Raw genomic sequence first — 12373 nt, 5'->3', positions numbered from 1 at the left:
TTCATTTATTTATAAACATATAGATAAAGTAGAAATTACTTTAGTTAAATTGATTCAAGAATAAAATTACTAAAAATATACCGGTTGATATTAAAAATGACAAAACTGGAAAGAAGACAATATGCGTGATCCCTATACAGTTCTAGGTGTGGCGCGCACCGCAAAACCGCAAGAGATTAAATCTGCATTCAGAAAACTAGCGAAAAAATATCATCCAGATCATAATATGGGTGATGTGAAGGCTAAAGAAAAGTTTGCTGAAGTGAATCAAGCCTATGAAATTATAGGAGATAAAGATAAAAAAATACAATTTGATCGCGGTGAAATTGATGCAGAAGGAAAGCCGCTTCATCAAGCTTATAGCTCTGGAGGACATTTTAGAGAAGGGCATAATCCTTTTTCAGGAAGTACAGGAGGGTTTGACTTTGGTTCTTCAAGTGGTGTAGGTTTTGATGCAAGCGATATTTTTCGTGATTTATTTGGAAAAGGAAGGAGTTTTTCGCATTCTACACAACATAATCAGTCTCAACAAGGAGCCCATATTCGGACTAGTCTTTCTGTAACCTTGGAACAGATGGTTGGCGCAGAAAAGGTGGAAACAATTTTTCCTAATGGCAAAAAACTAAAAATTAAGCTTCCAGTTTATGTTGAGGATGGGCAAACTATCCGTTTAAAAGGTCAGGGAGAAAAAGTTCCGTATAGACAATCAGGGGATGCGTTGGTAACAATTCACATCCAAAAACACCCTCGTTTACGAGTTGAAGGAAGGGCACTTCATCTTGATTTGCAAATTCCTCTTAAAGACGCGGTGTTGGGAACAAAAGAGGAAATTCAGACATTAGAAGGGCGCGTCGTTGTAACAATTCCTGCATGGTCAAGTTCTGATCGTGTTTTACGGCTAAAAGGGAAAGGACTTCATTTAAAAAATGGAGAAAGAGATGATCTTTATGTGCATGTTCGTATCATGTTACCCAAAAAGGATCCTGCATTAGAACAGTTCTTGCAAATGGAGAAGAGTTAAGATTGCTTATAGGACGAAATTATAGTTTTGATTTTAAACCAACTGCTTGAAGAAAAAGTTTACCTGTGCCATAGGCAAGTGGGTAATATTAATTTTTTGTTGCGATGAGGCAATGTTAATGGCTGATAGTAATAATTTATTATGCGGTAAGCGTGGTCTAATTTTGGGGTTGGCCAATAATAGGTCTATTGCGTGGGGAATAGCTAAGGCAGCAAGTGCTGCAGGGGCAGAGCTTGCTTTTACTTATCAAGGTGAAGCATTGAAGAAGCGTGTTGAACCTTTGGCCGAAGAAGTAGGAGGAATTGTTTGTGGTCATTGTGATGTATCTGATAGTAAATCTATTGATGCAGTTTTTAATGAAATAGAAAGAAAATGGGGTAAGCTTGATTTTTTAGTTCATGCTATTGGTTTTTCTGACAAAGATGAATTAAGCGGTCGTTACATTGATGTCAGCGAATCAAATTTCATGATGACGATGAATATTTCTGTTTATTCTTTGACAGCTCTTACGCAGCGTGCAGAAAAATTGATGTCAGGTGGTGGTTCGATTTTAACATTGACTTATTATGGTGCTGAGAAAGTTGTTCCTAACTATAATGTAATGGGGGTTGCCAAGGCTGCTCTTGAAGCTAGCGTAAAATATTTAGCTGTAGATTTAGGACCGAAGAATATTCGTGTTAATGCTTTGTCAGCAGGGCCTATAAAAACGTTGGCTGCTTCTGGTATTGGTGACTTTCGTTATATTCTTAAATGGAATGAGTATAATGCTCCTTTACGTCGTACAGTGACAATAGAAGAGGTTGGTGATTCTGCGCTATACTTTCTCTCAGATTTATCTCGTTCTGTTACGGGAGAAGTGCATCATGTAGATTCAGGGTATCATATTATAGGTATGAAGGCCGTTGATGCACCAGATATTTCTGTTATTAAAGAGTAAGGGGTAAGCTTACTTTATCAGTAACAATTTGACTACAGTTGAAATGGTTAATAATAGTTTTAGGTAAGATGATCTTGCTTGCAGCTCAATGTACTTGATTATATATATTTTGTGTGCTGTGGTTGCGTATATTTTAAAATGAGACTGTTTCCATATCGCGTATACATTGGATCATTTATTTCGTGTGACAATATGGTATGAGAGTATGGGGTTAAGTTATACGTTGAGTATATTATTGACAGTTGTTCTCTAGAGATTATTTTCACTTTTACAGAAATTCAGGCATATCTTGATAACGGTGATCAGAACAATCAAAATTAAAGCATAACTTCAAGAATTAAGTAAGGTAGAGGTTCTTTCAGGAGTTATTACTCAGGTTTGATGCTACAACATGAGTAACAATAGGAATGCTAGTTTCAATATTTATCTAGGGTACAGATCAGTGATTAGAAGATTATAATATAATAATTAATTATTATTATCTAAATTATGCAGGTTTTATATATGATGTTAAATATGAAATTCTTTATTGTTGTAATGGTGAGCGTGCTGGAGCAACTGAAACAATAGAGCGGGTTGTGGCAGGTATATTTGATGCAAAATTATTCCTGATTCGATTGTATAGGGTGCGATGGTAGTGATTGTCACTAATCATATAATTGTGGTCGATGGAAGTGCCCAGAGCTCGATAATAATCCTTTTTTACACATGCTGCTTATGCAGCCTGTGTTTTCATTAATTATATGGACCAATTAATTAAAGATGAATCGTTCGTTTTGCTGTGTATTTTGTAGTTAAGCCCATATTATCGATTTTAGCTTTCTATTGTTCAATTGATGTTAATAGTAAAAACGTAGATGTTATCACAAACGGGTATTGTGATTCGGATTATTATTTTTAGTGAATCAATAGTTTCTTGTGTTATTGCTGATCATTAGCTGAGGAATTGCGGTCAAATTGGTTGTATAGGAAGGAAAAGCAATGATGTATAATCAGAAAAAGGTTGTTTCTGCTATTCAGGCTTTTGAACGCGGCGAAATTGTTGTGGTTATGGATGATAATGATCGCGAAAATGAAGGTGATTTAATCGTTGCTGCTGTCCATTGTACAGAAAAAAAAATGGCATTTATTATGCGTTATACATCCGGTATTATTTGTGCTCCTTTGCCGAAGGAGAAAGCGCAGCAATTGAATTTAACTCCTATGGTATCAGATAATGATTCAATGCATTGTACCAAGTTTACTGTTACTGTTGATTTTAAATATGGAATAACAACAGGGATTTCAGCACACGATCGTACATTAGCAGTTCGTAATCTTGCTAATCCAAATGCTAGTGCTAATGATTTTGTGCGTCCGGGACATATTTTTCCTTTAATTGCACATGAGGGGGGTGTTTTGATGCGATCAGGACATACTGAGGCTGCAGTTGATTTATGTAAATTAGCGGGTTTGACACCAGTTGGTGTGATTGGTGAACTAGTCAATGATGATGGCAGTGTTAAACATGGAGATGAGGTTATAAAGTTTGCGCAAGATCATCAGTTGCATACAATAACAGTTGCTGATCTTATTGCTTATCGCCAGCGTAAAGAGACACTAATAAAACATGTCGGAGAAATGCAAATTGAAACATTCATAGGGCCGGCTGTGGTTCAAAGTTATCAACTGCCTTGGGAGAGGGTTCAGCATATTGCAATTGTTTTTGGTGATATCCGTGATGGTGAGGATATTCCAGTACGTTTGCATCGTGAGAACATTTTGAATGATGTTTTTGGTCAAGTTTCAAATATTGAAGTTATTATGCGTCGTATGTTAGAAAAAGAAAAACGGGGTGTATTTGTTTATCTGCGAGGAGGATTTGTTGGTGTTGATTGTCAATCAGCTATTGATAATCAGGAAATAACAAAAAGAGATTTAGAAAATCATATGCAGGCGATTGAACGTGAAAAAGAATGGCGCCAAATTGGTTTAGGAGCACAAATTTTGAGACATTTAGGGATTAGTTCTGTTATTGTTTATGCTTCTAAGGAACGTCATTATGTTGGTTTAGAAGGTTTTGGAATTCGCGTATCTAGAACAGATATCTTGTGAGGATTATATGAAGCAAGGCAAAAAAAAAGAGGATATTACTACGTTGAGTTTTGAGGAAGCGCTAAAACAACTTGAAGCGATTGTCGAAAATTTAGAACGTGGAGATGTTCCTTTGGAACAATCGATTGATATTTATGAACGTGGTGAAGCTCTTAAAAATCATTGCGATAAGTTATTGAAAGTCGCTGAAGCTAAAGTTGAAAAAATTCAACTTTCAGATGAGGGGAAACCTGAAGGGGTAGAACCACTAGACCCTGAATGATGTAAGTCATTTTTTATTTTTTGATTACAAGAAGTACAAAAAGCTTATATACGATAAACTTGTTAATCTTATTTCTTGACATAAGCGAGTCAAAAGGACGCATATGAATCCTCAAGACATATGGATATAATTGTAATTATATCTACATAATTATCATGCATTGTGTATATCCATATTGTCTTTTATTCTTGATCATAAGTGATTGTTAAAAATATTGTTTATCCAGTGTATAAGACTGTTACGATGGGAACTATTTACACTTCATTGAATATTCACATACATCATGATATTTACATCATTATTTATTTTTTTATATTCTGTTCATACAGGGCCATTTTTTATAAAGAACTAGCAATTGAAACATCTGTTAAGGTATGAATTCTAAAAAGGTATCAAAGGAACAAGATAGCATAATTGATTGCTCTATACTAATAATATAAGGAGTTCTTTTTGTCTCGCCCATTAACGCCACTGCTTGATCTGATTCATTTACCGCAAGATTTGCGAGCATTGCCGGAGTCTGATTTGCTACAGTTGGCTCATGAATTGCGCACCGAGACAATTGACGCAGTTTCTGTAACAGGCGGTCATCTTGGGGCAGGGCTCGGTGTTATTGAACTTACTATTGCACTACATTATGTTTTTAATACACCTGATGATAGGATTATTTGGGATGTTGGTCATCAAACCTATCCTCATAAAATTTTAACGGGTCGCAGAGATAGAATTCGCACATTACGTCAAGAGGGCGGTCTATCAGGTTTTACAAAGCGTTCAGAAAGTGTGTATGATCCGTTTGGTGCTGGCCATTCTTCCACTTCTATTTCAGCAGGTCTTGGTATGGCAATGGTTAGTGCATTGGAAGCTGAAGAAAAACGCAACATTATTTCTGTGATTGGTGATGGCGCTATATCTGCAGGCATGGCTTATGAAGCGATGAATAATGCTGGTGCTTTGGATGCACGTTTGATTGTTATCCTTAATGATAATGATATGTCTATTGCACCTCCTACAGGCGCTATGAGCGCTCATCTTGCACGGTTAGTTTCACGTCCATCTTACCGCAGTTTGCGTGAACGAGTAAAGATTTTAAGCAAAAAGTTACCAAAATTCTTTTTGGAGAAAGCACGTTATTCAGAAGAATTTGCACGTAGTTTTTTTGCTGGGGGAACCTTGTTTGATGAGCTTGGTTTTTACTATGTTGGGCCTATAGATGGTCATAATTTTGGGCATTTGTTGCCTGTTTTGAAAAATGTTCGTGAATGTCCTGATGGTCCTGTTTTAGTGCATGTGGTAACGCATAAAGGGAAAGGGTATCCACCCGCAGAGGCATCATCCGATAAATATCACGGTGTTAATCGTTTTGATGTCATTACAGGTAAACAAGTTAAAGCACAAAGTAGCTCTCTTTCTTATACTAAAGTGTTTTCTCAAGCTTTAATAGAGGAGGCTAAACATGATAATAAAATTGTTGGCATTACGGCAGCAATGCCAAATGGAACGGGGCTTGACTCTTTTTCTGAAAAATTTCCAAAAAGGATGTTTGATGTTGGTATTGCTGAGCAGCACGCTGTAACTTTTGCTGCAGGGATTGCATGTGAGGGATATAAACCCTTTGTTGCGATTTATTCTACTTTTTTACAGCGTGCTTATGATCAAATTGTTCATGATGTATCACTCCAAAAATTACCGGTGCGTTTTGCTATTGATAGAGCAGGATTTGTTGGAGCAGATGGTGCGACGCATGCGGGGAGTTTTGATATTGTTTTTTTGGCAACTCTTCCTGATTTTGTGGTTATGGCACCTTCTGATGAGGTTGAACTTATGCATATGGTGCGTACAGCGGCAGCTTATAATCAAGGACCTATTTCTTTTCGTTATCCTCGTGGTCAGGGTGTTGGTATGGATTTGCCGCAGAGGGGTGAATTGCTTGAAATTGGAAAAGGGCGTCTTTTGTGTGAAGGAAGTAAAATCGCTCTGGTTTGTTTTGGGACACGGTTGTCTGAAGTATTGGTTGCAGCTGATGAATTAGTCGCAGAAGGATTGTCTACGACTGTTGCAGATGCTAGATTTGCAAAGCCTTTGGATAAAGATTTGATGCGTCGGTTAGCGCGGGAGCACGAAGTCTTAATAACAATTGAAGAAGGAGCAATAGGTGGCTTTGGAGCGCATTTACTACAGTTTTTTGCACAAGAAGGACTCCTAGAGCATGGCTTAAAAGTCCGTACCTTAAAGTTTCCGGATGAATATTTAAATCATGGTCTGCCAGATAAAGTTCTCTCACAGATTGGACTTGATGCGACAGGTATTATTAATGCTGTTTTTAGTGCTTTAGGGCGTAAACTTCGGCCTATATCGCGAACTCGAGTGTAAATATGGCAGTCACAAAAAGACTGGATGTTCTCTTAGTTGAAAAAAATTTTTTTGTAACGCGTTCACGGGCACGTGATGCAGTGGCACGAAAAACAGTTAAAGTTAATGGAGAAATTGTTTTTAAAGCTGGAAAAATGATTTCTGATGACGCTACGATTACGGTTTCTGATCCTGCAAAGAGTTATGTATCTCGTGCAGCATTAAAACTTCTTTATGCACTTGATGTGTTTCCTGTGATGACAAATAAAATTACTGCGATTGATATTGGCGCATCGACTGGTGGTTTTACGCAAGTTCTTTTAGAACGAGGAGCCTCTCATGTCATTGCTCTTGATGTTGGTCACAATCAATTTGATGTTCGTTTATCAGGTAACGATGCGATAACTTTACTAGAGGGTCTGAATGTTAGAGATTTGAAGCAGGAACATTTAAATGGTCATGAGATTGATCTTATTGTATCTGATGTCAGTTTTATTTCTCTTAAACTTGCACTACCATCGGTTTTATCTTTAACAAAAAAGAGTGCTCAAGCAGTTTTATTGGTAAAACCTCAATTTGAAGTTGGTCGAGCGGGTATTGGTAAAGGAGGAATATTAAAAGACCCGTTAATAGCCAAAAGAGTTGCTGAAGAGCTTTTTGATTGGCTGAATACTCAAATAGGATGGACAGCAAAAGGTTTACTTCCTTCACCTATTACAGGTGGTGATGGTAATTTAGAATATTTGTTATTCGGAGAAAAAAGTGAGCAGTGATGTTATAATTGACCATGTTGGCGTGAATGGTCATGGTATTGCCAAAACAGCATATGGTTCAATTTCTGTACCTTTTACTCTGCCTAGAGAGGTTGTTAATGTTGCCCTTCATGGAAAATACGGTACACCTATTACTCTAAAAGAGAAATCGCTAGAGCGTGTTGGTGCTGTTTGTCAACATTTTGAGGTATGTGGAGGATGTATGCTTCAGCATTGGCATTTTGATGCTTATCGCTCTTGGAAGCGGCAATTGGTTGTTGATGCATTTAAAAGATATGATCTTAATGCTGTTATTTCTCCATTAATTGAATGTGGAAATTATACTCGTCGACGAGTTACTTTAACAGCATATGTGATTCAAAAAAAACATATTGTTGGTTTTAATCGTTATCGATCTCATGACATTATAGCTATTAAAGAATGTCCAGTTACTCGTTCAGAGATTTTGTCTAAATTGGATGATATTAGGGCTATATGCGCTCTTTTAAGAAATAACGCTAAACCGTTTCATGTGACAGTAACAGCTGTCGAAAACGGTTTTGATGTTGCTTTAAGTAACTGTATTGTCCAAAATGAGTTTACTCGTCAAAAAATGATACGTGTAGCTCTTTCATGTGGAATTACACGTTTATCCGTCGAAGGTGAGATCTTAGTTGAACAAGAAAAACCGGTGATCCACTTTGGAGATGTTTGTGTTGAATTTCCTATTGGCGGTTTTCTTCAAGCAACTTTTGAAGCGGAAACTGTTATGGGAGAGATTATTTTAGCTCATTTTAAAAAAGCAAAAAATGCTGCTGATTTATTTGCAGGAGTAGGGACTTTTGCTTTACGTATGGCGAAAAAGATGAATGTTCATGCAATAGAAAACAATGGAGAAGCTCTAGCTAACCTTGATCAGGCAGCACGTATTGCTACTGGTTTAAAAACAGTGGTTTGTGAAAAACGTGACTTATTTCGTTGTCCACTTTCTGCAAAGGAGCTTGAATGCTTTGATAGTGTTGTTTTTGATCCACCACGGTCTGGAGCAGAGAAGCAGGTAAATGAGTTGGCCAAAGCAACGGTAGCACGTGTGGTAGCTGTTTCGTGCAATCCTATTACATTGGCTCGTGATTTATCACTTCTTGTTGCTGGTGGTTATATAATTGAAAAAGTTGTACCAATTGATCAATTTTTATGGTCACCTCATATTGAAGTTGTTGCAACTTTAAGGAAACAAAAAACGAAGAAAAGCTGGAAGCTTTAGCTGAACAATAAAAAGATTTTTTAAATAAAATTGGAAAATTTCCGGATTAAGTATATTCAATTCACTCTATGAAACTGCTGTTCCACCAATTGTCATATTATTAATTCGCAAATGAGGCTGTCCAACGCCAACAGGAACGCTTTGTCCTGCTTTGCCGCACATCCCTACGCCATTATCAAGTTTGCTATCATTACCAATCATTGTAATGCGTTTCATAGCATCTGGTCCATTACCAATAAGGGTTGCACCTCTGATTGGAGCTATGATTTTCCCATTTTCTACTCGATAAGCTTCGGTACATTCAAATACAAATTTTCCAGAAGTAATATCGACTTGTCCTCCACCAAACGAAACAGCATAGATACCGTTTTTTAATGAGGATAAAATTTCTTCAGGTGTCTTATCTCCACTCAACATTATTGTATTGGTCATTCGCGGTATTGGTGCATGTGCATAGGATGCACGGCGTCCATTTCCAGTTGGTTTCATTCCCATCAGTCGAGCATTTAGTCTATCTTGCATATAATTAACGAGTTTTCCATCTTCAATCAAAACATTATAATTTGATGGCGTTCCTTCATCATCAACTGTGAGTGAACCACGGCATCCAGGGATTGTACCATCATCAACAATGGTAACACCTTGCGCAGCAACCTGTTGGCCTAAAAGTCCAGAAAAAGCAGATGTTTTTTTACGATTGAAGTCCCCTTCTAGACCATGTCCAACAGCTTCATGAAGCATAACACCAGGCCATCCATTGGCTAATACAACATCAAATGTTCCTGCTGGTGCTTCTTCTGCTTCTAGATTGATTAAGGCTATTCGTAAAGCCTCATCAGCAGCTTTTTTCCAGTTTTCTTCACAAATGAATTGGTTAAACATTTGCCGTCCACCACAGCCATAGGAGCCATTTTCGCGACGATTACCATCGGCAGCAACCACGGATATAGAGAGCCGTACGAGAGGACGAATGTCATGAACAAGATGTCCATCAGCTCGTAAAATTTCAATATGCTGTAATGAACCGGAAAGAGCAACAGTTACTTGATGCAATTTGTCATTTTTTTCACGTAAATATGCATCAATTTTTTGCAAAAGTACACTTTTTTCTTCAAATGATGGAGAAACAAGAGGACTTTGGGATTGATAAAGACTTTTGCTTGTCGGTTTAGGAGCTGCACTATAAGGTCCCGCATGATTATTATAGGTCGCAGTTTTAGCTGTTTCACTCGCACGTTTAAGTGCAGCAGCTGATAGTTCACCAGAGTGAGCATATCCAGTGGTTTCTCCGGCAACAACGCGTAAACCAAATCCTATATTTTGGTGAAATGAACCATTTTTAAGTTGTCCATTATCAAATAGAAGAACTTCACTTTCTGTATATTCAAGATAAAGTTCACCATCATCAGCCTTATGAAGGGTTTCTTGTACAAGTGATTGTACTTTTTGTGAAGAAATATCAAAATGGTCAATCAGCGATTTCATAGTGATTATCCTATTTTGTTAGTACTCAAAATTTGTCCATTTTGTTTTATTTATGAAGCTAAAAGCAAAAACTATTTTATTTATAGGGGGAATATCTATTATGACAAAGTTGCATAGGCCTCTTTAAGACCATTAAGATCAATCAGACCTCCGATTCCTTGTTCAGGAGTTGTAAAGATAATATAGGTTGCTACTTTACCTTCTAAAAAGTATTGTATTGCATTTTCTTTAAGAAGTGATTCAGCAACACAATTATTACCTAGACAACGACGATATTCCATTTTTCCTATATTTTCATTATCAATTTTAATTCTAATTCCAGATTGCAATTCAACTCGGATTGGAACAAAAACACGCATCAAAACCCCTTGGTTTTGAGGCAATTTTTGAAATGCTACACGAAAGGTAATATCACGACGCTCTTGTGTATGAACATCTTGTACAATTTCACATTGTACGTTAGGTGTGCCTGGTGGCAAAGAACAAATTTTTGTCCATGCACCATAAGTTTGTGGAGCAGGAAAACTTTGCTTATTGGGTATTTGTGCAATAACGTGATTGGCAAAAATATTGCAAAACGCGTAAATAAGAATGCTAAAGAAGTTTTTTTTGAGAAATTGATAAAGTGTCATAAAAATCCCTACCCGAATCGCTATTATATTATTGTGTATAGCTTTTCATGAAAAGTAAATTTTTGATTTTTTTGATAAAATAATTATAAAGTCAGGTTTTTTCGAAGATATGAGTTGGTAAGATATAGAACAAAAATGGAAATTTAAAATGGTTAGTATTTGATGAAAACAAAGTCTTTTAGCATTTGATATATGATATTTGGTAGAGTGTTTTTGTGGTACATTTCTTGAATACAATTAAAAAATATGCTCTTATTACAGTTATTTCTAATCTACATTAGGTATGTATAAAATTGAGAGTATTGTACATTCTTTAAAAAACTGTAACACTAATTGGTTCTTCCTATATTTTAGACAATGTTTGTTTGTGGGTAATATAGATGAAAAAGGTTCTTTGACGGAATGTCTGTTTCAAAAGAATTACTGGTTAAAAATGATAAATTAAGCTCGATAGTAGCTAAGATTTGTAATTATATTACATTAATGAAGCCACGCGTTATGTCGCTTGTTATATTTACAGCTCTGGTTGGGTTAGTGTTATCGCCTAGTGCTATGAGTCCGCTGCATGCTTTTTTAGCTATTTTGTGTATAGCTTTAGGTGGTGGTGGTGCGGGAACGCTTAATATGTGGTATGAATCTGATATTGATGCGATGATGAAACGTACTCAAAAGCGTCCTATTCCGACAGGTAAAATTAGTCGTAGACAAGCATTTATTTTTGGTTTAGCTCTTTCTATATTCTCAGTTTTGATTATGGGAATTTTCATTAATTGGTTTACGGCGTTTTTTCTTACTTTTACAATTTTCTTTTATGTTGTTATTTACACAATTTGGTTAAAGCCTATAACATCTCAGAATATTGTGATTGGTGGTGCTGCCGGAGCTTTTCCGCCAATGATTGGGTGGGCAGCTGCAACAGGTACAGTAAGTTTTGAGAGTTTCCTCTTATTTTTAATCATTTTTATGTGGACACCACCACATTTTTGGTCTCTTTCCCTCTTCTCATCTTTTGATTATGATGTAGCGGGTATCCCTATGATGCCTAATATGCGAGGAGAGCAATCGACGAAAAACCAGATTTTGATTTATACTATTATTATGGCAATATGCGCTATTGGACCTTATATTATAGGTTTTTCAGGTATTATCTATGGTATTTTTTCAACAATTTTAAGCACTGTTTTTATCTATCTTTCTTATCGTTTGTGGAAAGCTAAAGGATATGATGAAACAGTTGTTATGGCAAAAAAAGTATTTTTCTTTTCGTTGTTTTATTTATCCGCTATATTTGGAACCCTTTTAGTTGAATCCTTTCTTAAGCGATTTATCATTTTTTAGTATTTTTTAATTTATCAAAAAGTTATATATTACTACAATAATTGTATATCGTAGGTGCGGCATTTCTTTTAGAGAGATCTAAAGTTTCTGAATTATTGATAAGTAGATATTTAGTTCACATTCTCTGAAAAGTTCAGAAATATTAATAACTTTTATTCTTATATTTGAAACTGCAGAAAAAGGGCGTTTTGAAATCAGTGTTAATGGATTTCAGATAATACTCTTAGATTGTTATC

Annotated in this window: 10 protein-coding genes; 8 read left to right on the top strand and 2 right to left on the bottom strand. The window is 36.3% G+C overall.

Annotation, left to right across the window (positions count from 1 at the left end; genetic code table 11):
• Window positions 1–121: 121 nt before the first annotated feature.
• The 7 genes from B11cv2_RS04520 to B11cv2_RS04490 all read left to right on the top strand — a co-directional run bounded on the left by B11cv2_RS04520 (window position 122) and on the right by B11cv2_RS04490 (window position 8682).
• Window positions 122–1021 carry a DnaJ C-terminal domain-containing protein gene (locus tag B11cv2_RS04520; protein WP_100693510.1) on the top strand — a complete coding sequence of 300 codons (900 nt, stop codon included), beginning with the start codon at window positions 122–124 and terminating at the stop codon, window positions 1019–1021.
• A gap of 118 nt (window positions 1022–1139) precedes the next feature.
• Entirely contained in the window at window positions 1140–1958 is an 819-nt protein-coding gene (gene fabI / locus B11cv2_RS04515; protein ID WP_100693509.1) for an enoyl-ACP reductase FabI, read from the top strand.
• A 981-nt stretch (window positions 1959–2939) separates the two neighbouring features.
• Window positions 2940–4052 (top strand): 3,4-dihydroxy-2-butanone-4-phosphate synthase, encoded by a 1113-nt coding sequence (ribB, locus tag B11cv2_RS04510; protein ID WP_100693508.1) that lies wholly within the window; start codon window positions 2940–2942, stop codon window positions 4050–4052.
• Between the two features lie 7 nt (window positions 4053–4059).
• Window positions 4060–4314 carry an exodeoxyribonuclease VII small subunit gene (locus B11cv2_RS04505; protein ID WP_100693507.1) on the top strand — a complete coding sequence of 85 codons (255 nt, stop codon included), beginning with the start codon at window positions 4060–4062 and terminating at the stop codon, window positions 4312–4314.
• Between the two features lie 450 nt (window positions 4315–4764).
• Complete coding sequence (gene dxs, locus B11cv2_RS04500; RefSeq protein WP_100693506.1) at window positions 4765–6687, top strand: 1-deoxy-D-xylulose-5-phosphate synthase; 1923 nt, start codon at window positions 4765–4767, stop codon at window positions 6685–6687.
• A 2-nt stretch (window positions 6688–6689) separates the two neighbouring features.
• Entirely contained in the window at window positions 6690–7439 is a 750-nt protein-coding gene (locus B11cv2_RS04495; RefSeq protein ID WP_100693505.1) for a TlyA family RNA methyltransferase, read from the top strand.
• Window positions 7429–8682: a class I SAM-dependent RNA methyltransferase gene (locus B11cv2_RS04490; protein ID WP_100693504.1), complete on the top strand. Its 1254-nt coding sequence runs from the start codon at window positions 7429–7431 to the stop codon at window positions 8680–8682. Before B11cv2_RS04495 ends, B11cv2_RS04490 begins: the two co-directional genes overlap by 11 nt.
• A 66-nt stretch (window positions 8683–8748) precedes the next feature.
• Here the strand turns inward: B11cv2_RS04490 and tldD are convergent, their stop codons facing one another.
• A complete protein-coding gene (gene tldD, locus B11cv2_RS04485; RefSeq protein WP_100693503.1) occupies window positions 8749–10167 on the bottom strand; it encodes a metalloprotease TldD in 1419 nt (472 codons plus the stop codon).
• A gap of 98 nt (window positions 10168–10265) precedes the next feature.
• On the bottom strand, window positions 10266–10799 hold the full coding sequence (locus tag B11cv2_RS04480) for an invasion associated locus B family protein (protein WP_100693502.1): 534 nt from the start codon (window positions 10797–10799) through the stop codon (window positions 10266–10268).
• A 402-nt stretch (window positions 10800–11201) separates the two neighbouring features.
• Here B11cv2_RS04480 and cyoE point away from each other — a divergent pair, with 402 nt between their 5' ends.
• Window positions 11202–12137, top strand: coding sequence for a heme o synthase (cyoE, locus tag B11cv2_RS04475; RefSeq protein WP_100693501.1), 936 nt, complete (start codon window positions 11202–11204; stop codon window positions 12135–12137).
• Window positions 12138–12373: the final 236 nt, after the last annotated feature.

The organism is Bartonella sp. 1-1C (assembly GCF_002810325.1).
In the GTDB taxonomy this organism is placed as follows: domain Bacteria; phylum Pseudomonadota; class Alphaproteobacteria; order Rhizobiales; family Rhizobiaceae; genus Bartonella; species Bartonella rochalimae.
This window is presented reverse-complemented; position numbering and strand designations above follow the sequence as displayed.

Coding starts and splice junctions, on each gene's coding strand:
- B11cv2_RS04520 (WP_100693510.1), top strand. CDS start 122: ATGCGTGATCCCTATACAGTTCTAGGTGTGGCGCGCACCGCAAAACCG.
- fabI (WP_100693509.1), top strand. CDS start 1,140: ATGGCTGATAGTAATAATTTATTATGCGGTAAGCGTGGTCTAATTTTG.
- ribB (WP_100693508.1), top strand. CDS start 2,940: ATGATGTATAATCAGAAAAAGGTTGTTTCTGCTATTCAGGCTTTTGAA.
- B11cv2_RS04505 (WP_100693507.1), top strand. CDS start 4,060: ATGAAGCAAGGCAAAAAAAAAGAGGATATTACTACGTTGAGTTTTGAG.
- B11cv2_RS04495 (WP_100693505.1), top strand. CDS start 6,690: ATGGCAGTCACAAAAAGACTGGATGTTCTCTTAGTTGAAAAAAATTTT.
- tldD (WP_100693503.1), bottom strand. CDS start 10,167: ATGAAATCGCTGATTGACCATTTTGATATTTCTTCACAAAAAGTACAA.
- B11cv2_RS04480 (WP_100693502.1), bottom strand. CDS start 10,799: ATGACACTTTATCAATTTCTCAAAAAAAACTTCTTTAGCATTCTTATT.
- cyoE (WP_100693501.1), top strand. CDS start 11,202: ATGTCTGTTTCAAAAGAATTACTGGTTAAAAATGATAAATTAAGCTCG.